The organism is Sphingomonas sp. GC_Shp_5, assembly GCF_026540855.1.
GTDB lineage: Bacteria > Pseudomonadota > Alphaproteobacteria > Sphingomonadales > Sphingomonadaceae > Sphingomonas.
In genome coordinates this window covers 16,695-43,102 of the sequence record NZ_JALNUP010000003.1, presented here as the reverse complement: position 1 = coordinate 43,102, position 26,408 = coordinate 16,695, and the positions used below count along the sequence as shown (strand labels likewise).

Sequence of the window (26,408 nt, the reverse complement as noted above, 5' to 3'; positions counted from 1 at the left end):
GTCAGACGAACGTGGCAGACGGGGCAGGGGGCTAATATGTGGCGGCGGATGAGCCGCAAATCGAGGGCACGGCCGCCAAGCCCGTTTGCCGTTCAACTCGTCGCCGGAGGTGATCCGGTTGAAGGTGAAGATACAGGCAGATGAAGACGTTGCAGAAGTTCGCATCGGTTCACGCCAACATACACAATCACTTCTGCCTGGAGCACCATCTCACCGATCGACAGATCTACAAGGAACGATGCTTCGCCGCCCTGGCGGAGTGGCAGGTCTTGCGAGTTAGGCCGCTGCGCTCAAAGACTGAAGTGCATCGTGGTGCGAGCGGTTCGCTGACAGCATCGGCGCATCAACAACTCCGGAACAGGTCAGCAAGCGGCACCTTAGGCGCACAATCCAAGCGTCGCCAAGCTCATCTTGATTTTAGGTTCCATCAACGGTTCTGCAGGACCATTGATTTCAGGCCGCACCTTGGCACCCAGTTTCGCACACCGCTGCGCGCACTTCCGGCTATGAGGTGCTATAAGCAAATAAGGAGACGGCGCCGTACAAACGGGATTGCCGCCGTATTACGAAATCATAGCAGTAAGCTCAGTATATTACGTGGATAAGCTATGGTTGATGTTTAGTGATTATCGTGCAATTCGGTTTTCACCTTGACCTTCAGCGCCGCTTATTTGTTAGTAACCACTACGATTACCGTGTTTTTGCTCGGACGGACTACTTTGATGAACGATGCCGTCCGGCACTGATCCGTTGCCGCGACGTGCATGAGATCCTAGAGGCGAAGCAAGCGCCAGGATCAGGTGCGGCGGCGATAGGAGGCGAGATGCACAAGAGAATGGCCAAAGCCAAGTTGCCGGCGTTGCTCGGCGTCCTCCTGGTGACGGCGATGGCGCAGCCGCCGTCGGCACCCGCGTTTCGCAACGCCGACCTGCCTGCCGATGCGCGGATCGCCAATCTGCTGTCGCTGATGACGCTCGACGAGAAGATCGATGCCCTCAGCACTGATTCCAGCGTGCCGCGACTGGGCGTGCCGAGCTTCGGTTCGTCGGAGGGGATCCATGGCGTTCAGCAGCGCGGCGAGGGCAAGGCGCGGCGCACACCCGTGCTCACGACGCAATTTCCCCAGCCGCCAGGGCTTGGCGCGACCTGGGACCCCGAATTGGTGCGGCAGGCAGGCGGTGTCGAAGGGCATGAGGCCCGGTGGATCTCGCAGACGCCTGCCTATGATCGCAAGATCCTGATGCTGTGGGGCCCGCAGGCCGATCTCGCCCGCGATCCGCGCTGGGGGCGGAGCGAAGAAGTTTATGGCGAGGACGGGTTCTTCAATGGCACGATGGCGGCCGCCTTCTCCAAGGGCCTCGAGGGCGACGATCCGCGTTACTGGCAGGCAGCGCCGCTGCTGAAGCACTTTCTGGCCAATTCGAACGAGCAGGATCGCACGCGCACCAGCTCGGATTTCGATGAGCGGTTGTTCTGGGAATATTATTCGCTGCCATTCCGCATGGCGTTTCAGGATGCCGGCGCAAGCGGGGTGATGGCCGCGTACAATAGCTGGAACGGCGTGCCGATGGTGATCAACCCGGTGCTGCGCCGAGTGGTGATCGATCAATGGCACGTCAATCTCGTCTCCAGCGACGGTGGCGCGATCAAGACGCTGTGGCACGATCATCACGCCGTGCCCGATCAGCAGGCGGCGGCTATTGCGGCACTCAAGGCCGGCGTGAACCAGTATCTCGACACCTATAAGGACGAGCTCCACGCGGCTTTTGCCAGCAAGGCGATCACGATGGCGGACCTGGACGATGCGCTGACCCGCAAGTTTCGGATCACGATCAAGCTGGGGCTGCTCGATCCGGCGGAGCGGGTGCCTTATGCCGCGCTCCACGACGGCACGCCGCCTTGGGACGGCGATGCGGACCGCGCCGTCTCCCGCCGCGCGGCGCTCGAATCGGTGGTGCTGCTCAAGAATGACGGTGGCGCGCTGCCGCTGAAGACGGCTCGGCTGCACTCGATCGCCGTGATCGGCCCGCTCGCGAACAGCGTGCACTGGGATTGGTATGGTGGTTACCCGCCCTATGCGGTGACCCCGCTGGCCGGCATCCGCGCTGCGGCGGGACCCGACGTTCACGTCAGTTATACGGCCGATAATATGAATGCCGCGGCCGTGGCGGCCGCGCATGCGGCCGATGTCGCGGTGGTGGTGGTTGGTAACGATCCCACGTGCGGCCCCAACATGGCCAACGATTGGACGGACAATGGCACCAAGCCCTGTGCCGACCCGGGCGACGGACGGGAAGGCCGCGACCGCGAAACGCTGGCGCTGGCGCAGGAGCAGTTGGTCAAGCAGGTGATGGCGGCCAATCCGCACACGATCATGGTGCTGAAATCGAGCTTTCCGTACACGATCAACTGGTCTCAGGAGCGGGTGCCGGCAATCCTGCACATGGCCCATAGTTCGCAAGACGAGGGCACGGCGCTCGCACAGGTCCTGTTCGGCCAGTATAATCCCGGGGGGCATGAAGTCGTCACCTGGCCCGCCTCGGTCGACCAGTTGCCGCCGATGCTCGATTACGACATCCGCCACGGCCGCACCTACATGTATGCCAAGGCCAAGCCGCTGTATCCGTTCGGCCATGGCCTGAGCTATACCAGCTTCCGCTACGCCAATCTTCGCATCGATCGGCCGCACCTGTCGCCGGATGGCGTCGCGGTGGTCAGCATCGATGTCACCAACACAGGGCAGATGGCAGGAGACGCGGTGCCGCAGCTGTACGTGCGGCATCTCAGTTCGCGCATCGCCCGACCAAAGCTCCAGCTTGCCGGCTTCAGCCGCGTACCGCTCGCCGCGGGCGAGACCAAGACGGTGCGCATCACGCTGAAGGCGGCGCAACTCGCTTATTGGGACGAGGGACGCCATGCGCTGCGGGTCGAGCCCGAGCGGGTGCAGGTGCTGATCGGCGCATCCTCGGCCGATATCAAGATTGGCCGGCCATTGCGGGTGGGTTAGGCAGTTCAAGACCGGCAGCGTTTGCACGGCCAGTGCTGCTGGTCGTGGAATCCGTGAAGGCGGAAGTATCCCACTGGAAGCCGAGCGCAGGTGTTCTTGCAGCAACGCCATATTACCGAAAAAGATAACGCTAACAATACCAATGTCGCAAGATGCCCAGCGCCTTAACATGATCGATACTTGAGTCCACGCGACTGTAGCCGGCGATGGATTGATCGTCATCGCCGCGGACGCGCTCTGCCGGTTGAGCGCCGTTGGCAACCGATCGCATCGCTCAAAGCTCGAACAGCTTTGCCTGTTGCGCAGAGGTGACACGACATTTCATCATGTGTCTCATCATGATTTTCTGTTGCCGCCCTCAAACAAATACCGTATCGGACCCGATAGCGCTACCATAAGCGCGATAAAGATCGCTGAGGCCGCAACGGCGGGGCGACACAGGAGAGGGTTGGGGATGACGAACTTCGTTCGTGTTGGCCGTAGTCGCGCGGCTTTTGATGCCACATTGCGTGCAGGTGCGTCATGTCTGGCGCTTGGCGTATTCACCTTGTCGACGCAGGCGCTGGCCACGCCGATGATCCAGGCGGAAACGCTCGGCGTGTCGAAGGACGCGACCCAGGCAGCAACCCCCAACAGCGATCAATCCACTTCTCCCGCGGCCGACACCGGCGGCACCGACATCGTCGTGACCGGCCGTCGCGCCGCGCTCGAGGCGGCTGACGAGCGCAAGCGTCGCAGCGAGACCATCGTCGACTCGGTCGTCGCTGACGATGCCGGCAAGCTGCCGGACAATTCGATTACCGAGGTTCTCCAGCGTGTCTCGGGTGTGTCGATCGTCCGCTTCGCCGCGCTCGGCGATCCCGATCATTATTCCGTCCAGGGTTCGGGCGTGCAGGTGCGCGGCCTTACGGGCGTCGCGTCGCGGCTGAACGGCCGCGAGATCTTCAGCGCAAACAACGGGCGCGCGATCCTGTGGAGCGACGTCACCCCCGAACTGATGTCGGCGGTCGACGTCTACAAGGCATCGACGGCCGATCTCATCGAGGGCGGCACCGGCGGCCAGATCGATCTGCGCACCAAGCTGCCGTTCGATTTCGACGGCAAGTTCCACGTCGCCGGCACGAGCGAGCTTGCGGTGGGCGACATGGCGCGCAAGGCGGATCCTTCGGGTTCGATCCTGGTCACCGACACGTTCGACACCCCGATCGGCCGGATCGGCCTGCTCGGCGATATCGCCTTCAGCCAGTTCAGTTCGCTGTCGCAGTTCCTGCGCACCAGTCCGTATTTCAAGACGACGCTGAGCGACGGCAATGCGCGTTACGTTCCGAGCGGCTTCGCCTATGGCGACGAGGCATTCCAGTACAAGCGCTATGGCATCTATGGCGCCGCACAGTGGCAGCCGACCGATTCGCTGACCTTCACCGGCAGCTTCTTCCAGTCGCGCTACAAGAGCCAGTCGAGCGACTATGGCACGCAGCTCGATTCGCAGACGCTCGCAGTCGATCCGGCGACCAGCACGTTCGACAGCAACGGCCTGCTGACCAGCACGACCGCCTTGTACAACCGCGATCCGAACACCTTCCTGCCCACCGGTGGAACGATCACCAGCAGCGGCAACAAGGGGTTCGTGCAGAGCAACACGCGAACGCGCGATTACTCCTTGTCGTTCGCTTGGGTGCCGGAAGGCGGCCCCTTGTCGCTCAAGGGCTCGCTGCAGCGCGTCGATTCACGTCAGATCTATGATCGCATCGACATCTTCCGCGAGATCGGGTTCGGCACGAGCTTCGGCATGGATCTGCGCGGCGACCTGCCCCAGATCACCGTCAGCCCGGCTACCCAGGCGTCCTTCGCCGATCCGGCCAACTATTTCTGGTCGGCGTCGATGCCGCACAACGAACGGAACAAGGGCCGGCTCGACGCGGCGCAGCTTGATGCCGAGTACAAGTTCGACAACAGCTTCTTCCGCTCGGTCAAGGTCGGCGGCCGCTATGCCAAGCGCACCGAGCGCGATCTCGCCAACGGCTACAATTGGACGGCGCTGGGTCGCGGCTGGAACGGCGATCCGCAGCTGACCTATGCGAACGCCGCACCCGGCGATGTCGCCTTCCACGCGTTCAAGGACTTCTTCCGCGGCAACACGACGCTGCCCGGCAATCTGATGTTCGCGTCGGAGGATCTCGCCTCGCGCTTCAACGTCAACCGCACCGGCCTGGTCACGCCGCCGCCTGCCGGCTTCTGTACTGGTATCGAGTCCAATTGCTCCGCCGCTGGCCTGTTGCCGGTCACCGGCTATGGCGGTCTGTCCGGCATCCGCGCGCCGGGCTTTGTTCTGCCCGGCGACCAGGTCGACAACCGCACCGAGAATATCGCGGGCTATGCCCTGCTGCGCTTTGGGCCGCAGGATGGCGCGAAGGGCATCTCCGGCAATGTCGGCGTCCGCGTCGTGCATATCGAGAATGAGGGCAGCGGCTACATTCAGCAGAATGGCGGCACGATCTTCATCCGCAACGGGGTTCCGCAGACGCTGGCGAGCACGTTCCTCCCCCGCGGCGGCAAGGCGGATTTCACGCGCGTCCTGCCGTCGGTCAACCTCGAATGGTCACCCGCCGAGAAGATCAAGCTGCGCGGCGGCTATAACATCACAATGGACTTGCCGAGCTTCAATGCGTTGCGCGCATCGGGTTCGGTTGGCGTCGCCACGACCAGCAACCCGGTCGCGGGTCAACCGGGCACCTTCACCAACTTCACCGCGGATACGGGCAACCCGCTGCTCAAGCCCACGCTGTCGAACAACGTCGATCTGTCGCTCGAATATTACGGCCGGGCGGGCACCTCGTTCCACCTCGCGCCCTTCTACAAGCGGTTAACCGACCTGCCGATCTACTCGCTGACGACGCGGCAGGTGAACGTGCTGTTTACGGACGGCTTCACTGAAAGCGTCAACGCATCCGCGAGCGACTATATCAACTCGCCCAAGGCCGCGACGGTCAAGGGCGTCGAGGTCGGGGGCCGCTTCTTCCTCGACATGCTGCCGGGCGCGCTTGCCGGCTTCGGGTTCGAGGGGAACTATACGTTCATCAAGAGCAGCAACCCCGGCGATGTTTATCGCGATATCAACGGAACGATCAGGACCGACGCGCCGCTGGTTGGGCTGTCCAAGCACAACTTTAATGCCACGCTGCTCTACGAGCGCAATCCGGTGTCGCTGCGCGTCGCTTACTCGTGGCGCTCGCGCTACCTGCTGTCGACGAACAGCAACGGCACCAACTCGCCCTACACTTATTACAGCGCGCCGGGGGTGATCACCAACCAGGACGGTGGTGTCGACACCAGCACCCAGATCGCGCTGCCGATCTATGGTGGCAATTACGGGTCGATTGACGCGGGCGTTCGCTTCAAGGTCACCGACCAGTTCTCGTTCGGCATTCAGGGCACAAACCTGACGGCCTCCACCCAGCGGACGCTGATGGGCGGCTATCCGGGGGGCAAGCTGGTCGGACGCAGCTGGTTCCAGAGCGATCGGCGCTTGTCGGTAGGGATCAACCTGGCGTTCTGATGTATGAAGCATGGCGGCCCGCCCGTGGGGGTGGGCCGCTAATGAGGCCAGTAGCATGAAGAAGCGCATTCTGGTCGCCGGCGGCGGCACCGCCGGGTGGCTGACGGCCGCCTATCTGGCGAAGCGCCTGGGCGCGGATCTGCCGGGCGGCGTCACGATCACGCTCGTCGAATCCGATGCGATCGGCGTGCTGGGGGTGGGCGAGGGCACCTTTCCCACCATCCGGCGCACGCTCGCTACCATCGGTATCAGCGAGACCGATCTCGTCCGCCGGTGCGGCGCGACGTTCAAGCAGGGGGCCAAGTTCGTCAACTGGCGGCACAGCCCTGCTCACCATGCCGGTGAATTCTACACCCATCCGTTTCAGGTCGCGGCCGAGGACAGCGGCATCGAACTGCTGCCCTATTGGCTGATGGGGCTGGCCGATGGCCAGGACTGGGACGATGCGGCGACGCCGCAGCGGGCGGCTGCCGACGCGCACCGCGCGCCCAAGCTGCCGTCGCATCCTGACTATGTCGCGCCGCTCAACTACGCGTTCCATTTCGACGCCGTTGCCTTGGCAGGCCTGCTGGCGGAGCAGGGCATCCGCAACGGCGTCCACCATCTCGTCGACAAGATCGCCGAGGTGATGATCGCGCCCGACGGCAGCATCGGCGGCGTGCGCACCGAGCGCAACGGCGTACTCGACGCCGATCTGTACATCGATTGCACCGGCTTTCGTGCCGAACTGATCGGCCGGGCGATGGGCATGCCGTATCGCTCGTGCAGCGACGTGCTGTTCTGCGATCGGGCGCTGGCGGCGCAGCTCCCTTATGCGGATCCACAGGACCCGATCGCCTCCTATACGATCGCGACCGCCCAGGAGGCGGGCTGGATGTGGGATATCGGGCTCACCCAGCGCCGCGGTATCGGCCACGTTTATTCGTCGCGACATATGAGCGACGATGCCGCCGAAACCGTGCTTCGCGCCCATCTCGGTGCGCGGGGTGCCAACGTCGACGTCCGCCGTCTGCGCTTCGACGGCGGGTTCCGCGAGGTCAACTGGCACAAGAATTGTGTCGCGATCGGGCTGTCGAGCGGCTTCTTCGAGCCTCTCGAGGCGACCGGCATCGCCTTTGCCGAGGTAGCGGCGGGGATGGTGGCCAATCTCTTCCCCTGGGGCGGCGATGTCGAGACGTCGGCACGGCAGTTCAACGCCAACATGCTGCGCCGCTACGAACGCGCGCTCGACTTCATCAAGCTCCACTATTGCCTGTCCGCGCGGCAGGATTCTGCCTTCTGGCGCGACAATGTGGCGGACGAGTCGATCCCGGATAGCCTGCTCGAGCTGCTCGATCGCTGGCGATTCCGGCCGCCCAACGAGCTCGACATCGACCCGCAGGTCGACATCTTCACCGAAGCCAGCTGGCAATATGTGCTCTATGGCATGGGCTGGAAGACCGATCTGGCAGCGCGGGGCGGATCGCTGCGCTTTGCCGACGACGCGCGGCGGGCATTTGCCGAGGTGCGCCAGCAGGCAGGCTATGCGGTGCAGAACCTGCCGTCCAATCGCGACCTGACCAGCTATGCCCAGGCGCATCGTTTCGGCGGCGGTGCCGCGCGATGAGCCAGGTGGCGGCGCCGATCCGCAGGGTGGTGATCGTCGGCGGCGGCACCGCGGGGTGGATGACCGCGGCGGCGATGGCGCGGCTGGTGGCGGCCGACGTTTCGGTAACCCTGGTCGAATCCGACGAGATCGGCACGGTCGGCGTCGGCGAGGCGACGATCCCCTCGCTGCTCGATTTCAACCAGCTGCTGGGCATCGACGAGGATGACTTCGTCCGCGCCACCCAGGCGACCTTCAAGCTCGGCATCGAGTTCACCGATTGGGCAAGGGTCGGGGACACTTACCTGCATCCGTTCGGTACCCACGGCCGCGACATTCAGGGCGTGTCGTTTCACCAATTGTGGCTGCGGCAAGCCTTGGCGCAAGCCGCGCCCGATCCAGGACTGATCGGCGATTACTGCCTGTCATCGGTCGCGGCGCGAAACGGACGGTTCACGCGCCCCGCGGCGAACCCGGCGGCGGTGTTGTCGACCCTGTCCTACGCCTTCCACTTCGACGCCGGCCTCTATGCGCGGTTCCTGCGAAACTATGCGGAAGCGGAGGGGGTGGTGCGCCTCGAGGGGCGGGTCACCGCGGTCGATCTGGCAAGCGACAGCGGCTTCATCGACGCCGTCACCCTAGCCGATGGCCGTCGGATCGAGGGCGATCTGTTCATCGATTGCAGCGGATTTCGCTCGCTGCTGCTCGGCGAGACGCTGGGGGTGCCGTTCACCAGCTGGCAGCATTGGCTGCCGTGCGACCGGGCCTGGGCCGTGCCGAGCCGGCGCACCGGGCCGGCACTGCCTTATACCCGCGCCATGGCGAGTGCCGCCGGCTGGCGCTGGCGGATTCCGCTTCAGCATCGGGTGGGCAACGGCCATGTCTATTCGAGCGCGCACCTCGGCGACGATGCCGCGCTGCAGGCGCTGCTCGACGGGCTCGACGGCGAGCCGCTGGCCGAGCCGCGCCAGCTGCGCTTCGTCGCGGGTCGCCGCGAGCGGTTGTGGGAGCGCAACTGCGTCGCCATTGGCCTTGCCGGCGGGTTCCTCGAGCCGCTCGAATCGACCAGCATCCACCTGATCCAGTCGGGCATCACCCGGCTGATGAGCCTGTTTCCCGATTCCTCGTTCGATCCGGTGGAGATTGCCGAGTACAATCGGCTGCTGCTGCGCGAGTACGATCAGGTCCGCGACTTCATCGTCCTCCACTATCATGCCACCAGCCGCAGCGATTCAGCCTTCTGGGATCACTGCCGGACGATGGCGCCACCACCGTCGCTGGCCGCCAAGATCGAGCTGTGGGGCGGCAAGGCGCGGCTGTTTCGCGAAGCCGGCGAGCTGTTCACCCCCGACAGCTGGATCGCCGTGCTGCTCGGGCAGCGCGTGCGGCCGGTGTCGCACGATCCGCTGGTCGCGGCCTTGCCGCTGGACGACAGCATCCGCCTCATGGCGCATCTGCGCGAGGTCATCGGCAAGACCGCCGCGGCCATGCCGACCCATGAGCAGTTCATCGCCCAGCATTGCGCCGCGCCAAGGGGGGTGTCGTGATCGGCGGCCACCCTGTCATGATAGCGCGGCCGCCGGTGGTCGAATCGCGCCTGGTCCAGCCACCGACGATCGACGATGTCGCCCGTGTTGCCGACGTATCGGTGACCACCGTGTGGCGCGTGCTCAAAGGCAATGCGCGCGTGCGCCCGGCGGCTCAGGAGGCGGTGATCCGCGCCATCGCCCTGCTGCGGTTCACGCCGGCCTCGCCACTGTTGCACGGCGCACCGCTCCCGATGCGGATCGGTCTGATCCGAACTTCGGAAAGCGCCGGCTATCTCAATGCCTTCATGGTCGGCAGCCTCGATCGGGTCGCCGCCAGCACGATGCAGCTGGTGATCGAACAGTGCGACATGGCCGAGCGTCCAGCCGCCGCGGCGCGCAGGCTTGCCCAACGCGGGATCGACGGCGTCGTGCTGCCCCCTGCCTTGTGCGACGCGGGGGAGTTGCTCGACATGCTCGAACAGCAGCGCATGCCGACTGTGCTGATGGCCGGCCAGCCGGCGGGATCGGCTTCGACGCTCGATATCGACGACTTCAAGGCAGCGTACGATATGACCACACACCTCATCGCGCTCGGCCACAGCCGGATCGGCTTCATCATGGGATGCCCGACCCGCCCGGCGAGCCGACGGCGATATGACGGGCATTGCGCAGCGCTGGCCGACCACGGCCTGACCACGGAGGATGATCTGATCGGAACGGGCTCCTCCACCTATCGCTCGGGGCTCGACGCCGCCGAGCTGCTGCTCGACGCGGAGGCCCCGCCGACAGCCATTTTCGCCAGCGACGACGATACGGCGGCAGCCACGATCTCGGTCGCCCATCGCCGCGGCCTCAACGTACCGAGCGATCTCACCGTCTGCGGCTTCGGCGATAGCCCGGTCGCGACGACGATCTGGCCGAACATCACCACCGTTCGCCTGCCGACAGCGCAGATGGGAACGATCGCAGCAGATCTGATCGCCGCCGCGATTGCCGCTCGACGCGAGGGACACGCTCCGCCGGCCGAGCGGATCACCCTGCCTCACCAGCTGGTTAGGCGCCAATCCGACGCGGCGCCTCGTCGTCGTCCCCGCGCTGCTATCCAGGTGTGATCGTTGAGGTCAGTGAGCGAAGAAAGTGCGTTGGATAGGAGATCGTAACACGGCTGGCGGGCGGCGAGATTGCCGCAGGCGGCGCAGCTCGCACCGATCAGCGCTCGAGCGCAGCACCCCCAACCGCGTTGACGAGAACACGATCGGGGGCTGGGCTTCGACCAGGCTCACCCGCGCCGCAGGTGGCGTCAGGCGGTCTGCCAATAAAGTTTCATGGGATTATCGACGAGCAGCCGACGCTGAGCTTCCTCGCTCACCGCGATCCGCGGGATGTAATCCACCAGCGCGCCATCGTCGGGCATGTGGCTGGTCATGTTGGGGTGCGGCCAATCGGTGCCCCACAGCACGCGATCGGGGAAGCGCTCCACCAGGGTGCGCGCGAAGGGGACGACGTCATCGTAGGACGGCGGCCCCGATACCGAAAGCCGCTCGGGGCAGGTGACCTTGCTCCAGACATTGTGATGCTCGGCCATCAGGCGGATGAAGCGGCCAAAGTCGGGACCGTCGACGGGCTTGGTGACGTCGGGCCTGCCCATGTGATCTACCACCACCACCGTCGGCAGCGAGGTGAAGAAGTCCCAGCGTTCCTCGAGGTCGGCGGCCTCGAAATAGATCACCACATGCCAGCCGAGCGGCGCGATGCGATCGATGATCGCGCGGTAATAGGCGTCGGGCTTGGGATCGACGAGCCGGCGGACGAAGTTGAAGCGGACGCCGCGCACGCCCGCGTCGTCCAGCGCGGCGAGTTCGGCGTCGGTGACGGTGTCGCGCACGGTGGCGATGCCGCGGGCGCGGTCACCCGCGGCGCGCAACGCGTCCACCAGCGCGCTGTTGTCGGCACCATGGCAGGTCGCCTGGACGATGACGTTGCGCGCGAAGCCGAGATGATCGCGCAGCGCAAACAGCTGGTCCTTGCCGGCATCGCATGGCGTGTATTTGCGCTCGGGGGCATAAGGGAAGACGTCGCCGGGCCCGAACACGTGGCAATGCGCATCGACGGCGCCCGCCGGCGGCACGAAGCGCGGCTTGCTCGGTGCCGGATCCCAGCACAGCCAGCCTGGATCAGTCGTGAAGGTCGCCATCACAGCCCCCGTGCGCTGAGTTGCGCATCGAGCCGCGGATAGACGCGCCGAGCATTGCCCTCGAACACCTTGGCCTTGTCCGCCGCCGGGATTGGCAGCGCATCGACATAGCGCTTGGTGTCGTCGAAGTAGAAGCCGGTCTCTGGATCGATCCCGCGCACTGCGCCCACCATCTCGGAGCCGAACAGGATATTGTCTATATCGATCACCTTGAACAACAGGTCGATCCCCGGCTGGTGGTAGACGCAGGTGTCGAAGAACACGTTCTTCATCACATGCTCGGCAAGCGGCGGCCGCTTGAGCATGTCTGACAGGCCGCGATAGCGTCCCCAATGGTAGGGCACCGCGCCGCCGCCATGCGGGATGATGAACTTGAGCGTCGGAAAGTCCTTGAACAGATCGCCCTCGATGAACTGCATGAAGGCGATCGTGTCCGCGGCGATATAGTAAGCGCCGGTGGCATGCATCGCCGGGTTGCAGCTGCCCGAGACGTGGATCATCGCCGGCACGTCGAGCTCGACCATCTTCTCGAAGAAGGGATACCAGGCACGATCGTAGAGCGGCGGTGCGCTGAACTTACCGCCCGACGGGTCGGGGTTGAGGTTGCAGCCGATGAAGCCGAGCTCGGTGACGCAACGCTCGAGCTCGACGATCGACTGGGCGATCGACAGGTCCGGCGTCTGCGGCAACTGGCAGACGCCGACGAACGATTCGGGGTAGAGGTCGACGACGCGCTTGATCAGGTCGTTGGAGCGCTGCGCCCAGACCCGGCTCATCGCGGCATCGCCGATATGCGGCGCCATCGCCGAGGCGCGGGGGCTGAAGATCGTCATGTCGGCGCCGCGCTCGCGCAGCAGGCGCAGCTGGTTGGCCTCGATCGTGTCGCGGATCTCGTCGTCGCTGATCGCGGGATAAGCGGGATCGATGTCGCCACCTGCCTTGCCCGCCGCTTTCTGCGCCTCGCGCCAGTCGTTATGCGGACCGGGCGAGGTGGTGTAATGGCCATGGCAATCGATAATCATGCGCGCTGGTTCCTCAGCAAGCCGGCGGCGGGGCCATCCGGCAGGATTGCCCGCCGCGCTAGACCTCCCGCACAGTTCACGCGTATCGAAACGGCTCCCGCCCCATTGCTTTTCCTGAAGTCCACTCGTCGCAGACAGCGCGGAAGGTGCTCACGAATTCGGTTTGCAGCGGGGTGGGGTGCCAGTCGTCGCGCACGGTGAGGCCGATCCGGCGACGCAGTGAGCTGCCGACGCCCGGGATCTCCGCGAGCAGCCCGGCGCGGCGCTCGAAGGCGAACTGGTCGGGCGACATCAGCGTCAGCCAATCGTCTTCCAGCATTAGCCCGCGCACCACCAGCACCGAGCCACATTCGATCCGCAGCCGCGGCGGCGCGATGCCGCGCGCGGCAAACATCTCCTCCCAGCGGGTCCGCACCGGCGCCCCCGGCGCGGCGATCACCCACGGGTAATCGAGCAGGCGTTCGAAGCCGAAGCCCGGCTCCTGGAGCAACGGGTGGCCCGAGCGGCCGACGATCACCGGATCGTCGATGATCAGCCCTTCCTGGCGGACGTCGTCGGTCGGCGGCGGATCGCGCATCGCGCCGATCAGCAGGTCGAGGTCGCCCTGGCGCAGGCTGGACAGCAGCTCCGTATAGGGTCCTTCGACGACATTGACCGAGGCGCGCGGATGGGCGCGAGCGAAGCGGGCGAGCGCCTGGGGCAGCAGCAACGCGCGCGCCAACGGCATCGTGCCGAGCGTGATGTGCCCGGCGCCCTGTTCGCGCAGCGCCTCCAGTTCGCTCAGCCCCGCCTGGAGCTCGGCATAGCCCAGCCGGGCGAAGCGCAGCAGCCGGGCAGAGGCGGGGGTGGGGCGAACGGTGCGGCCCTGGCGGGTCAGCAGGTCGACGCCGAGCAGCCGTTCCAGCTCCCGTGCGGCGCGGTGGAGCGCGGGCTGCGACAGGCCGGTGCGCGCCGAGGCGAGCGCGAAATTGCCTGCCGCATCCACCGCGATAAGCGCGCGCAGCTGCCCCAGGGTGATCCGCCGCTCGATGTGCGGGAGCGGCGGCAGCCGGGCGCCGCGGCGGATCGCCTGGCCGCCGCGCGCAACATAATCGAGCGCCCGCTCGATCCGTGCGATTATCAGCCGTCCCGCCTCGGTCGGCACCACGCCGGCCGGCTGGCGATCGAACAGGCTGTGGCCGAGCCGCGCCTCCACCTTGCCGACCGCCTAGGTCAGCGCGGGCTGCGACAGGTTCATCGCTTGCGAGGCGGCGCGGATGCTCCCCAGCCGTCCGGCAGTGGCGACCGCATCGAGGTGGCGGAGGTTGAGATCGAAGGCCGAGTCCATGACAGGATTAGCCTTAGCTTATATCCTGGCGACAAATCCAACGGGGCGTCGGGCGGCGGAGGGTTTAGGGCCTCCTCCGTAACAAATGATACCAGAGGATGAATGGATGCCCAAGGTCATCACCACGGTTGATCGCGCCCCGCTCAAGGTCATCGACGGCCTGGCGCACGCCGGGGTCGCCACGGTGCACGAGGCGCAGGGCCGCATCGGCCTGCTCGCCAGCCGCCTGCGGCCGATCTACGCCGGCGCGCGCATCGCCGGCTCGGCGGTGACCGTGTCGGTGCCGCCCGGCGACAATTGGATGATGCATGTCGCGATCGAGCAGTTGAAGCAGGGCGACATCCTCGTGGTGGCGCCGACCTCGCCATGCGACGACGGCTATTTCGGCGATCTGCTCGCCACCTCGGCGATCGCGCGTGGGTGTCGCGGGCTGGTGATCGATGCCGGGGTGCGCGACGTGAGCGACCTTACCGAGATGGCCTTCCCGGTGTGGTCCAAGGCGATCTGCGCGCAGGGCACCGTCAAGGAGACGCCGGGATCGGTCAACGTGCCGCTGGTCTGCGCCGGTCAGCTGGTCAACGCCGGCGACGTGATCGTCGCCGATGATGACGGCGTCTGCGTCGTCCGTCGCGAAGACGCGGCCACGGTGCTGGAGAAGGCACGCGAGCGCGAGGCCAAGGAAACCGACAAGCGCGCGCGGCTCGCGGCGGGCGAACTGGGCCTCGACATCTATGCGATGCGCGAGCGGCTCGAGCAGAAGGGCCTGCGTTATGTCTGATCTCCAGGCGATCCGCGCGATGTGGATGCGCGGCGGCACCTCGAAGGGCGGCTTCTTCCTCGCCGACGACCTCCCGAGCGACGCCGCGGTGCGCGATGCCTTCCTGCTCAGCGCATTCGGCTCGCCCGACCCGCGACAGATCGACGGCATGGGCGGCGCCGATCCGCTGACCTCCAAGGTCGCGGTCGTGTCTCGTTCCACCCAGCCGGGCGCCGATGTCGATTACCTGTTCCTCCAGGTGTTCGTCGATCAGGCGATCGTCTCCGACTCGCAGAATTGCGGCAACATGCTCGCCGGCGTCGGCCCGTTCGCCATCGAGCGCGGGCTGGTCGTGGCAAGCGGCGAGGAAACCCAGGTGTCGATCTTCATGGTCAACACCGGCAAGCTCGCCACCGCCACCGTCCGCACGCCGGGCGGCGCGGTCAGCTATGCCGGCGATGCGCGGATCGACGGCGTCCCCGGCACCGCGGCACCGATCCCGCTCGCCTTTGCCGACATCGCCGGGTCGAGCTGTGGCGCGCTGCTGCCGACCGGCCATGCCGTCGACGAGATCGAGGGCGTGGCGGTGACGCTGATCGACAATGGCATGCCCTGCGTCGTCCTCGCCGCCGCCGATGTCGGCATCACCGGCTATGAGGATCGCGAGACGCTCGATGCCGACGACGCGGTCAAGACCCGGCTCGAGGCGATCCGGCTCGCGGCAGGCCCGCTGATGAACCTCGGCGACGTCGCCGATAAATCGGTGCCCAAGATGATGGTGGTGGCGCCGCCACGTCAGGGCGGCGCGATCACCGTCCGCTCGTTTATCCCGCATCGCGTCCATGCCTCGATCGGCGTGCTCGGCGCCGTCAGCGTTGCCACTGCTTGCCTGATCGAGGGGTCGCCCGCCGCCGCGGTAGCGGTCGTGCCCGGCGGGCGCACCAAGACCCTCGACGTCGAGCATCCGACCGGCGCCACCGGCTGCGTGATCGAGCTCGACGACGCCGGCGAGATCATCGGCGCCGCGATGCTGCGCACCGCGCGCAAATTGTTCGACGGAACGCTGTTCGGCTGACCGACCCCGTGCAACGTCCGCTCGCAAAGAAAGAAAACAGATGACGGATATAGGAGAGACGGAGAAGAAGGCGGGGCGGTTTGGCCTCGCCGGCCAGCTCTGGTTCCAGGTGCTGGTGGCGACGTTCGCCGGCATCCTGCTCGGCCATTTCGCGCCCGGCATCGGCGTTGCCATGAAGCCGTTCGGCGATGCCTTCATCAAGCTCATCCGCATGATGATCGCGCCGATCATCTTCGTCACCGTGGTCCACGGCATCGCCGGCATGAACGACATGAAGAGCGTCGGCCGGGTGGCGCTGAAATCGATCATCTATTTCGAGGCGATCACCGTCGCCGCGCTGGTGGTCGGGCTGATCGCGGTCGATCTGTGGCGCCCGGGCGTCGGCATGAACATCGATGCGAGCACAATCGGCACCGCTTCGATCAAGACCTATGTCGTCGCCGCGCACGATCAGTCGATCAGCGGCTATTTCATGGACATCATCCCCGACAGCTTCGCCGGTGCCTTTACCGAGGCGCACGTGCTCCAGGTGCTGTTCGTCGCCGTGCTGTTCGGCATCGCGCTCGCCTCGATCGGCGAACGCGCCAAGCCGGTGCTGGCGGTGGTGGAGAGCGCCTCGCAGGCGTTCTTCCGGATCATTGGCTACATCATGTATTTCGCGCCGATCGGCGCCTTCGGCGGCATCGCCTTTACCGTCGGCCAATTCGGTACCGCGTCACTGCTGTCGCTCGGCAACCTTATCATCGAGTTCTTCGTGGTATGCCTGGTGTTCACCTTCGTGGTGCTCGGCGGCATCGCGCATTGGTGCGGGGTCAGCCTGTGGCGGCTGCTCGGCTATCTGTGGGACGAGATCGTGATCGTCGCCGCCACCACCTCGACCGAGACGGTGCTGCCGCGGCTGATCCAGAAGATGCGCAAGGCGGGGTGCGAGGAGAGCGTGGTCGGCTTCGTCATTCCCGCCGGCTATTCGTTTAATCTCGACGGCACCTGCCTCTATCTCACCACCGTCGCGGTGTTCCTAGCGCAGGCGACCAACACGCATCTGACGCTGTGGCAGGAACTCGGGCTGATCGCGGTGCTGCTGCTCACCTCAAAGGGCGCGGCGGGCGTCGCCGGCGCGGCGTTCGTGGTGCTGGCGGCAACGCTCAACACCACCGGAACCATTCCCGTCGCCAGCATTGCGCTGATCCTCGGTATCCACCGCATCCTCGCCGAGGGGCTCACCTTCGTGAACCTGATCGGCAACAGCCTTGCCACCATCGTCATCGCCAAATGGGAGGGCAAGCTCGACCAGAAGACGCTGGCCGCCGTGGTCGGCAATGCCAGCCTGCGCCGGCGCTTCCTTGAGCCGGCGGCGGCGACCGCCTGAGTGACGGCACCGATCGGCTTGTCCCGGTCGGTGCCCACCCTTCGCGTACAAACCGGGCGCTGCGACCCGGCCAGGAGAGTTCATGCCCGTCATCGCCCTTGCCACCGCCTTGCTGCTTGCCGCCCCGACGCCGCCGCAATCCGCGCCGCAGACCACGCCACCCGACGCGGCCCAGCTGCCCGACGGCGCGGCACCGACCACCAATGCGCCGCCACTCACCGGCGAGGGCGATCGCGGCAGCGCCGTCGATCCTGCCGCGGCCTTCTCGTCCGGCAATCGCGAGGCGCGGCCGGCGGATCAGAGCAAGACGCCGACCGGCTTCGGCCGCTTCCAGCGCGACAATCCGATCGGCAAGGAACTGCGCGCGCTCAAGCAGGGTGGGGTCGACCTGACGCTGGATTATGTCGAAAATTTCGCCGCCAACCCGGTCGGCGGCATCAGCCATGGCACCGCGGAATCACACTGGGTGATGGGTGCGGCCGATCTCGATCTCTATAAGCTGGTCGGCATCCCTAATACCAAGGTCCACATCCAGGGCGCCTGGTTCACCGGCGAGAGCCTCGGGCGCAACTCGATCGGCAACTCGATCAGTTTCCAGCAGACCTGGCGGCCGGTGTCTGGCCCGCGGCTAACCCAGCTCAACATCGAGCATGATTTCGGCAAGCTCAACGTGATGGTCGGCCGTGCCGCGGTGAACAGCTATTTCAACAGCTCGCCGCTCAACTGCGTGTTCATGAGCAACACCGCCTGCCTCACCGCTTATGGCGGGATCAGCGATATCGGCATCACCGCCTATCCCAATTCGTCCTGGGCGGCGAAGGTCCGCTATGCGGTCAACGACCGCTGGTACGCCCAGGTCGGTGCGTTCGATTACAACAACGATCTCAACCTCAAGGGCAAGGACGGGGTCGATTTCTCGCTGGGCGAGGGAACGGGCGTGCTCGTGCCGGCCGAGATCGGTTATCAGACCACCTTCGCCAACGATCGCCTGCCGCGCCGCTACAAGCTCGGCTTCTATTACAATTCGGATGGCGGCCAGAGCCCGTTCTACGACCGCAACGGCGGCTCGGCGGCGCTCACGGGCCTTGCCCGCATCGCGCAGCAGCCGGGCAGCCGGATGGGCTGGTATGCGATGGTCGACCAGACGGTGCAGCGCGACGCCGGCGACAGCAAGCGCAACCTGGCGCTGTTCGGCCGCGTGTTCCTCAACACCGGCAACGTCGCGCAGCTCGACTGGTTCGGCTCGGCCGGCTTCGTCAAGACCGGCACCTTCGGGGGCCGCGACAATGACACGGTCGGCTTCCTTGTCTCGAACACGCATTTCAGCGATCAGGAGATCGCCTATCTGCGCGATCTGCGCGCCAGGAACGGCGGCACCGGCGCCCCCAAGGTGGACGAAATCGTCGGCGAGATCAACTATGGCTTCGCGGCGCTGCCGGGTCTGCGGCTGATGCCCAACCTGCAATATGTGATCAACCCGGATCCGATCAACGCGCCCAAGCGCACTACGGACATCCCCGCTGCCATCGTGCTCGGCCTGCGGGTCGACGTGCATTTCGCGCAGCTGTTTGGCGGGTGATCCGACCAACACCGCCGCCGGGAAGCTGTCCTGCCGAGGATCAATCGCCGCGACAACCGGGGGATCGTAATGGTCGTTATGCTGTCCGCGACGCCGATGATCGCGCCAGCATCAACCTGCTCACGTCACACCAGCGACTTGCCTCGGCGCATCCCGTTCGTGCGGCGGACGCTGCGCAGTTCCGCGCCGATGAGCGTCAGATTGGCAGCGATGAAACCGGACATCGCGACGTAGAATGCCATGGTAACTCTCCCCGTGAAGCCGGCATGATCGCCGGTGGTGAGTTACAGCTAAGCGTCGCAAAGGTTGACGCAGCGTGAGCATGGCAGCGCTCGCCCGGGATTTTGCGGCAACCGGTGCATCAGCTGAGGCGATCGCCGTTGGCCGGACGCGGTCACGGCTGTGGTCGCTCGGAGCGGGGTTCGGTGAAGCTGGCCTGGCGGCCCGACGGGAGGGGATGATCCGCTCTGGTGCGGGTCGTGTGGAGATGCTCTGCGTGACGCTGCAGCACCATCCTCAAGGCCGGCGACTCGCCGAGCCGGGTGATGGCGGGTAAGTCGCAGCCTCCGCTGTCTTGATGCAGCCAGTCGCGGATAAGCGGTGGTTCTCCGGATCCTGTCCGGATCGCCACCGCTTATCCGCTCAACGTCGGCGCTTAGGTCGCCTGGTTGGACGACACCGGCTTGGCGGTGATGTCGAACCGGTCGGCGTTCATGACCTTGACCCACGCGCGGATGAAGTCGCGAACGAACTTCTCCTCGTTGCCGTTCTCGGCATAGACTTCGGCCGTTGCGCGCAGCTGCGAGTTGGAGCCGAAAATCAGGTCGGTCCGGGTCGCCTGCCACTTCTGCTGCCGGCCGCCGCGATCATAGCCGATGAACTTCTCGTCGCTCGCCGTATCGACCAGATCCCAGAAGGTGTCATTGTCGAGCAGGTTGACGAAGAAGTCGTTGGTCAGCTGCCCCTTGCGCTCGGTCAGCACGCCTTCGGGCGCATCGCCGAAGTTCGCGCCGAGCACGCGCAGGCCGCCGACCAGCACGGTCATCTCCGGCGCCGACAGTCCGAGCAGCGACGCCTTGTCGAGCAGCAGCTCTTCGGTCTTCACCGGATGACGGGTCTTCAGATAGTTGCGGAACCCGTCGGCCTGCGGCTCCATCCACACGAAGCTCTCGACATCGGTCCAGTCCTGCGTGGCATCACCACGCCCGCCGAGGAACGGCACCGCGACGTCGAACCCGGCATCGCGTGCCGCTTTCTCGACCGCCGCCGAGCCGGCCAGCACGATCGCGTCCGCCAGCGACAGACCGCCACGCAGCTCGTTGAGCTTGGCCAGTACCTGGCTCAGCTGGTCGGGCTCGTTGACCGGCCAGTCCTTTTGCGGCGCGAGCGCGATGCGCGCACCGTTCGCCCCGCCGCGGTGGTCCGACCGGCGGTAGCTCGACGCCGACGCCCAGGCCGTCTTGACCAGCTGGCCGATCGTCAGCCCGCTCGCCAGCACGGCGTCCTTGAACGCCGCCACGTCCGTATCCGACGGCTGTACACCGTCAGGCACGGGATCCTGCCAGATCAGCGTCTCTTCCGGAACCTCGGGCCCGAGATAGCGGACCTTGGGTCCCATGTCGCGATGGGTGAGCTTGAACCACGCGCGCGCGAAGGCGTCGTCGAGCGCGGCCTGGTCGTCGCGGAAGCGCAACGCGATCTCGCGGAACTCGGGGTCCATCTTCAGCGCCATGTCCGCGGTGGTCATCATCGTCGGCACGCGCTTGTTGGGGTCGCGGGCGTCGGGCGCCATGTCCTCGGGGTCGGGGTTAACCGGCGTCCACTGCTTGGCGCCGGCAGGGCTCTCGGTCAGCTCATAGTCGTATTTGAACAGCAGCCGCAGATAGTCGCCGGTCCATTGCGTCGGGTTGTTCGACCAGGCGCCCTCGATGCCCGAGGTGGTGATATGGCCCTGGCCGATCTCCTCGCTGTCGGTCAGCCAGCCGAGGCCCTGCATGTGCACGGCCTCCGACGACGGGCTCTTGAAGTGCGGCGCTGGCTTGGCGCCATGAGCCTTGCCGAACGCATGGCCGCCTGCGGTTAGCGCCACGGTCTCCTCGGAGTTCATCGCCATCCGCTGGAACGTCGCCTTCATGTCGCGCGCGGACTTGAGCGCGTCCGGAACACCGCCCGGCCCCTCAGGATTGACGTAGATCAGCCCCATCTGGATCGCGGCGAGTGGCCCTTCGAGCTCGGGCAGGTCCTCGCTGATGCGGGTCTGCGCGCCTTCGTTGACCCAGAGTTCCTCGGCACCCCAGAAGGTGTCGCCTTCGGACGCGAAGACGTCCTTGCGGCCGCCGGCAAAGCCGAACACCGGTCCGCCTATGCTCTCGATGGCGACGTTGCCGGCGAGGATGAACAGGTCGGCCCAGCTGATGTTCTTGCCGTACTTCTGCTTGAGCGGCCACAACAGACGACGCGCCTTGTCAAGATTCCCGTTGTCCGGCCAGGAATTGAGCGGTTCGAAGCGCTGCTGGCCCGACGACGATCCGCCACGGCCGTCGGTCACGCGATAGGTGCCCGCAGCGTGCCACGCCATGCGGATCATGAACGGTCCATAGTGACCGTAATCCGCCGGCCACCACGCCTTGCTGTCGGTCATCAGCGCCGTCAGGTCCGCCTTGAGCGCGGCATAGTCGAGCGCGCTGAACGCTTCGGCATAGTCGAAATCGTCGCCCATCGGGTCGGGCGAGACGCCGTGCTGGTGCAGCATGTCGATCGGCAGCGCATCGGGCCACCAATCCTTGTTGGTCCGACCCAGCAGCGACCGGGCCTTGACCTCGCCGCCACCCTTGGGGCTCATGGGGCACCCGCTGCCTTGAGGCTGTTCGTAATCGGCCATTGCGGCGTCCTCTCTCTAACGATGTTCCTTGCGCCACCGAATGCAGCAGTTGCCGGATAGTTGTCCAATCGATTATTCGGCGGCAATCGATCAGGTCATTCGATTACGGATCGACGACAAGCATGTCTTCCCCGGCATACAGGGCCGCTGCATGCCTCATGCCTGGCCGCCGTTGGCGATAAATGCGTCTACGCGTGCTTCCAGCACCTTGAGCGGCAAGGCGCAGGCGCAGGATGGTGACCTTGCCCAGCATATAGCTGCAGGCCTGGCCCGGCGAGACCGCATAGCGCTCGATCTCCTGGGTCGACAGCGACACGGGGTCGCCGTCGATGCCGCTGAGCGTGGCGATGGCTTTCTCGCGGCTCCAGCGCTTGGCATGGATGCCGGTGTCGACGACGAGCCGACCCGAGCGGAGAAGGACGTCGTGGATATAGCCTAACTCCCAGGCGGGCTGGTCCTTGTAGAAGCCCATCTCGTCGGCGAGCTGCTCGGCATAGAGCGCCCATCCTTCGACATAGGCACCGAAGAACAGGATCTTGCGATACATCGGCAGCGCCGATTCCCGCTGCAGTGTGATCTGCAGATGATGGCCCGGAATGCCCTCGTGGAAGGTCGTCGTCGGCATGTCCCAGAACGGCGCCTCCGCCGTGTCGCGCAGGTTGAGCCAGTAGATACCCGGCCGCGTGCCGTCGAGGCTGCCCTCGGTATAATGGGTCGAGGCGCCCGCCTCGGTCGCGGCGGGGATGCGGCGGATCTCGAGCGGGGTTTTTGGCAGCGTCGCGAAATAGGCCGGCAGTCGCTGCTGCATCGCCTGGACCAGCGCGTTGAGATCGGTGATCTCCTTGGCCTTGCCGGCATCGGTGTTCGGATAGAGGTAGCGCGGGTCCTTGAAGAGCTCGGCGTAACGCTCGGCTACGGTGCCCTTGGTCATGCCTAGCTTGCGGAACAGCGTGTCGGCACGAGCGCTGAGATCGCGGGTGACGTCGAGGCCGAGGCGGTGGACCTCGTCGGGCGACAGATCGGTCGTGGTGGCGGCGCGGAGCGAGGCGGCATAATAAGCGTCGCCATCAGGAAGCCGCCAGACGCCCGCGTCGTGTACCGCCTGTGGCCGCAGCGACGCGAGCAGCGCCATCTGCCGGTCGAGCGCGGGGACCACCCGCTTGGTGTAGATGTCGGTTGCCCGGGCCTGCCAGTCGCCGGGGATGCCCTTCGCCCGGGCGCGTGTCGCCAGCGAGGTGACGAGGGTCGAGGCGGCGGCGGGCTGGCGCAGCACCTTCATCTGCGCAACCGCGCCGTCGATCGCAAAATCGGGCGGGACGACGCCGCGGCCGACATCGTGGCGAACGCGCTCGATCTCCTGGTCCATCACTCCGGCAAAGGCATCGAGGCGGGCGAGATAGGCCTCGCCATCCGCCGCCGTCGCGATCGTGTGCTGGCTGTCGAGGAAGTCGGGCGTGCCGGCATAAGCGCCGTTCAGCTGCGACAGCACATAAGGGCCGCCGGCGCCGGTGCCGCCGTAAGCGAAACGGCGGTCAGCCTCGTCGGTCGCCGCCGTGTCGTAGAGGATAGCATCGTAATTGATCGCCGCGCTGGGGCTCAGGCGGGTGCGATCGAGGCGACGGAGCTGACCGAGCTGCTCCACGACGATGCGCTTGCGTCGGGCAAGGCCGGCCGGCGACGCATCGTCGAGCCGGCTCTTTGCGGCCGCCCGGCTACCGGTGTCGACCCCGAGTGAAGTCGCCAGGGTCGGGCTTTCATCAAGCGCGCTGTTGTAGAAGTCTTCGAGCAGGCGTCCAAATGCCGCATCGTCCAGGCCGGGGGCCGCCGGCGTCGCCGCGACTGCGTGCCGCGACAAGGCCAGCGCCGCGGCGGAGGCGAGACAAAACGAACGGCGATCGAGCATCCGTGGTTCCTTGCGTTGCCGCGATGTCGACTGGGTGCCGATCGCATGGCGCGAGCAGCTATACCGACCGATAGCAGGGCTGGACAGTCACACAGGCTGCCGAACAGCGATGGACCCGCAGGGCAGAAACCGTCATTCTGTCGGCATGATCGATGATCCCAGTCAGCGCGGGCCGATGGCCCGGCGGGCACGTGATGTGGCGGCCGGCTTTGCGGACGTTGGGCTCACCCATGCCGAAGAACTGCTGCGCCGCCTGTCGCCCGAGGGGCGCGAGCAGGCGCGCCGCGAGCGCGAGGCGAAACTCCGCCGGCAACAGCGGCTGATGCGCCGGCTGATAATGGCGGCGATCGCCTCGCTGCTTGCCTGGGCGGTGCTTGCTGCCGTGGTTCCTGCCGCCGTGGCACTCGCCGCCGCAGCGGCACTGGCGCTGTCGTTGATCACGCTGGTGTTCGTCCGTGCCGAACCGCGCGCACCGGGTCGGGAAGTCTTGGCAGAAGCCGCGCTGCCACGCCTGGCGGAGGAGGCGCTGGTCTGGCTCGCCGCCCAGCGCCGTGGCCTGCCGTTGCCCGCGCTGGAGCTCGTCGACGCGATCGGCAGCCGGCTTGACGAGCTGGCCCCGGTGCTTGGCCAGCTCGACCCGCGCAGTTCCGCCGCGCTGTCTATCCGTAAGCTGGTGGCGGTCGAGCTGCCCGCGCTGATCGAAGGCTGGCGTGTGGTGCCGGTGTCCGCGCGGCGGATGCCGCACGCCGACGGCCGATCGCCGGACGATCATCTGATCAATGGGATGCAGCTGATCCACGCGGAAATGACCCGGGCGAGCGAGCAGCTCGGGCACGGCGCCCTAGATGCCATCGCGGTGCAGGGGCGTTATCTGGAACTCAAGTACAGCGACACCGATCGCCTGATGTGACGTGCTGCCAGCGCGTGCAGTCCCACCAAAGCAGTGGTCGCTTGGCGACTACGGCGCCGACGCCCGGACCCGGGGGCGGGCCGCCGGGCGGCCTTTGATTGCGCCTGCGTGGGCCTGCATCGCGGGGCGGTCGGCGTCATGGCCGGTAGCACGGCGATGTAACCTGGCTTAAAGCGGTGGAAACAACCGGATACGCGACCCGGTACCATGCACCCGGAGCCGACGCTTGAGAGACGAACACGAGCAATCCCGCATCGAGCACGAACTGGTGCGAGAGGATCGGGGCACCGATCCTTTTTCCGCCGCGGTCCGCGCAACGCGGATGCCGATGCTCATCACCGATCCAAATCAGCCCGATAACCCGATCGTCTTCGTCAACGCGGCTTTCTCGAAGCTGACGGGATTCGAGCATGACGAGATCATTGGGCGCAATTGTCGCTTCCTGCAGGGACCGGACACCAACCGCGCCGAGGTTGCCCGGCTACGCGCCGCGATCGAGCGGCGTGAGCCCATCGAACTGGAGCTGCTGAACTATCGCAAGGATGGCGCCCACTTCTGGAACCGCCTGCTGGTCTCGCCGGTGTTCGACGCGGACGGCAAGGTGACCTATTTCTTCGCCTCGCAATTCGATGTGACGCTCGAGCGCGAGCGCTTGATCAGGTTGCAGCAGGATCGCGACGATCTGGAAGCCGAAGTGGGGCAGCGCACCACCGACCTGGTGCAGGCAGAATCCCGCCTCCGCTTTGCCCTGCAAGCCGCTCAGATGGGTTCCTGGACCCTGGATCTCGCGACCAAGCGCATGACCACCACCGACGGCAGCAAGGAGAACTTCGGCTGGCCGGTGACCAAGGCCTTCCACTATAGCGACATCGAAGCTGCCGTTCACCCTGATGATCGTGCCCACCGTGAGGAGGCGCTCCGGGTGGCCCTGGAAGAGACCGACCATTATCAGGTCGAATATCGCATCCTTACGCCGCAGGGCGACGAGCGTTGGCTGGCGGTGCGCGGGCAGGTGTTCCGCCGTGCCGACGGCACACCCTTGTTGCTGGTGGGCGTGTCGCAGAACATCACCGTCCGCAAACGCGCGGAGGAGCATCGGACGCTCCTCGCCAACGAGCTCAGCCACCGCGTCAAGAACATGCTGGCGACCCTGCAGGCCATCGTCGGGCAGACGTTGCGCGCCGCGGCCTCGCTGGAGGAAGCAGGCGACACGCTGTCGGCACGCATCCAGTCGATGGACGCGGCCAACGATCTTCTCGTCAACGACCAATGGGACAGCGCGGCCATGCACGATCTCGTCGAGCGCGCGCTGGCGCCGTTCCGGTCCGCGAGCGGCGATCGGTTCAGGGTGGATGGCCCGGCCGTGCGGATCCAGCCGAGGACGGCGGTCGGGCTGGCGCTGGCCCTGCATGAACTGGCCACCAACGCCGCAAAATATGGCGCGCTCTCCAATGTCGATGGGCATATCGAGCTGGTCTGGACGATGGCCGAGGATCGGCTCTGCATTCGGTGGGAGGAGATCAACGGACCGATTGTCGCGCCGCCGACCCGGGTCGGCTTCGGCTCGAAGCTGATCCAGCGGGTGCTCGCCAGCGAGATGGGGGGCACCGCAACGCTGGACTATCCGCCCACCGGCGTGGTCTTCACCGCGGTCGCGCCGCTGCCTTCGCGTGAGAGCGCCGACGAGCTATTGTGATCGGGGCGATCACGCCGC

General features: G+C 65.9%; 16 protein-coding genes. 11 read left to right on the top strand and 5 right to left on the bottom strand.

Translation table 11 applies throughout. From position 1 onward, the window contains the following. Nucleotides 1-823 precede the first annotated feature (823 nt). From OXR60_RS03605 to OXR60_RS03585, 5 genes are all read left to right on the top strand, one after another. Nucleotides 824-3,007: a glycoside hydrolase family 3 C-terminal domain-containing protein gene (locus OXR60_RS03605; protein ID WP_267394146.1), complete on the top strand. Its 2,184-nt coding sequence runs from the start codon at nt 824-826 to the stop codon at nt 3,005-3,007. A gap of 547 nt (nt 3,008-3,554) precedes the next feature. Next, nucleotides 3,555-6,563, top strand: a complete 3,009-nt coding sequence (locus OXR60_RS03600; protein WP_267394143.1) for a TonB-dependent receptor — start codon at nt 3,555-3,557, stop codon at nt 6,561-6,563. Nucleotides 6,564-6,618: 55 nt separating this feature from the next. Further along, nucleotides 6,619-8,169: a tryptophan halogenase family protein gene (locus tag OXR60_RS03595; RefSeq protein WP_267394141.1), complete on the top strand. Its 1,551-nt coding sequence runs from the start codon at nt 6,619-6,621 to the stop codon at nt 8,167-8,169. Continuing rightward, nucleotides 8,166-9,695: a tryptophan halogenase family protein gene (locus tag OXR60_RS03590; protein ID WP_267394138.1), complete on the top strand. Its 1,530-nt coding sequence runs from the start codon at nt 8,166-8,168 to the stop codon at nt 9,693-9,695. The genes OXR60_RS03595 and OXR60_RS03590 overlap by 4 nt, the downstream gene beginning before the upstream one ends. 17 nt (nt 9,696-9,712) lie before the next feature. Next, nucleotides 9,713-10,789, top strand: a complete 1,077-nt coding sequence (locus tag OXR60_RS03585) for a LacI family DNA-binding transcriptional regulator (protein ID WP_267394135.1) — start codon at nt 9,713-9,715, stop codon at nt 10,787-10,789. A 188-nt stretch (nt 10,790-10,977) separates the two neighbouring features. Here the strand turns inward: OXR60_RS03585 and OXR60_RS03580 are convergent, their stop codons facing one another. The 3 genes from OXR60_RS03580 to OXR60_RS03570 all read right to left on the bottom strand — a co-directional run bounded on the left by OXR60_RS03580 (nt 10,978) and on the right by OXR60_RS03570 (nt 14,088). Beyond that, the gene (locus OXR60_RS03580) at nt 10,978-11,871 is read right to left on the bottom strand and encodes an amidohydrolase family protein (RefSeq protein ID WP_267394133.1); all 894 of its coding nucleotides are present in this window, start codon (nt 11,869-11,871) and stop codon (nt 10,978-10,980) included. Continuing rightward, nucleotides 11,871-12,893, bottom strand: coding sequence for an amidohydrolase family protein (locus OXR60_RS03575; RefSeq protein WP_267394131.1), 1,023 nt, complete (start codon nt 12,891-12,893; stop codon nt 11,871-11,873). The genes OXR60_RS03580 and OXR60_RS03575 overlap by 1 nt, the downstream gene beginning before the upstream one ends. 76 nt (nt 12,894-12,969) lie before the next feature. Next, nucleotides 12,970-14,088, bottom strand: a complete 1,119-nt coding sequence (locus tag OXR60_RS03570; RefSeq protein ID WP_267394129.1) for a LysR substrate-binding domain-containing protein — start codon at nt 14,086-14,088, stop codon at nt 12,970-12,972. A 238-nt stretch (nt 14,089-14,326) separates the two neighbouring features. On the opposite strand from OXR60_RS03570, the gene OXR60_RS03565 reads away from it, so the two are divergent. The 4 genes from OXR60_RS03565 to OXR60_RS03550 all read left to right on the top strand — a co-directional run bounded on the left by OXR60_RS03565 (nt 14,327) and on the right by OXR60_RS03550 (nt 19,000). Continuing rightward, nucleotides 14,327-14,998 (top strand): 4-carboxy-4-hydroxy-2-oxoadipate aldolase/oxaloacetate decarboxylase, encoded by a 672-nt coding sequence (locus tag OXR60_RS03565; protein WP_267394127.1) that lies wholly within the window; start codon nt 14,327-14,329, stop codon nt 14,996-14,998. After that, a complete protein-coding gene (locus OXR60_RS03560; protein WP_267394125.1) occupies nt 14,991-16,052 on the top strand; it encodes a 4-oxalomesaconate tautomerase in 1,062 nt (353 codons plus the stop codon). Before OXR60_RS03565 ends, OXR60_RS03560 begins: the two co-directional genes overlap by 8 nt. A gap of 40 nt (nt 16,053-16,092) precedes the next feature. Beyond that, nucleotides 16,093-17,421 (top strand): C4-dicarboxylate transporter DctA, encoded by a 1,329-nt coding sequence (gene dctA / locus OXR60_RS03555; RefSeq protein ID WP_267394123.1) that lies wholly within the window; start codon nt 16,093-16,095, stop codon nt 17,419-17,421. Nucleotides 17,422-17,503: 82 nt separating this feature from the next. After that, nucleotides 17,504-19,000 (top strand): carbohydrate porin, encoded by a 1,497-nt coding sequence (locus tag OXR60_RS03550; protein ID WP_267394121.1) that lies wholly within the window; start codon nt 17,504-17,506, stop codon nt 18,998-19,000. Between the two features lie 655 nt (nt 19,001-19,655). Here OXR60_RS03550 and katG read toward each other — a convergent pair. Together katG and OXR60_RS03540 are read right to left on the bottom strand one after the other, a co-directional pair. Next, entirely contained in the window at nt 19,656-21,842 is a 2,187-nt protein-coding gene (gene katG, locus OXR60_RS03545) for a catalase/peroxidase HPI (RefSeq protein WP_267394119.1), read from the bottom strand. Between the two features lie 142 nt (nt 21,843-21,984). Then, complete coding sequence (locus OXR60_RS03540) at nt 21,985-23,784, bottom strand: DUF885 family protein (RefSeq protein ID WP_267394116.1); 1,800 nt, start codon at nt 23,782-23,784, stop codon at nt 21,985-21,987. A 145-nt stretch (nt 23,785-23,929) separates the two neighbouring features. Here OXR60_RS03540 and OXR60_RS03535 point away from each other — a divergent pair, with 145 nt between their 5' ends. After that, nucleotides 23,930-24,694 (top strand): hypothetical protein, encoded by a 765-nt coding sequence (locus OXR60_RS03535; protein WP_267394114.1) that lies wholly within the window; start codon nt 23,930-23,932, stop codon nt 24,692-24,694. Nucleotides 24,695-24,920: 226 nt separating this feature from the next. Further along, nucleotides 24,921-26,390 (top strand): PAS domain-containing protein, encoded by a 1,470-nt coding sequence (locus OXR60_RS03530; RefSeq protein ID WP_267394112.1) that lies wholly within the window; start codon nt 24,921-24,923, stop codon nt 26,388-26,390. The last annotated feature ends 18 nt before the right edge of the window (nt 26,391-26,408 follow it).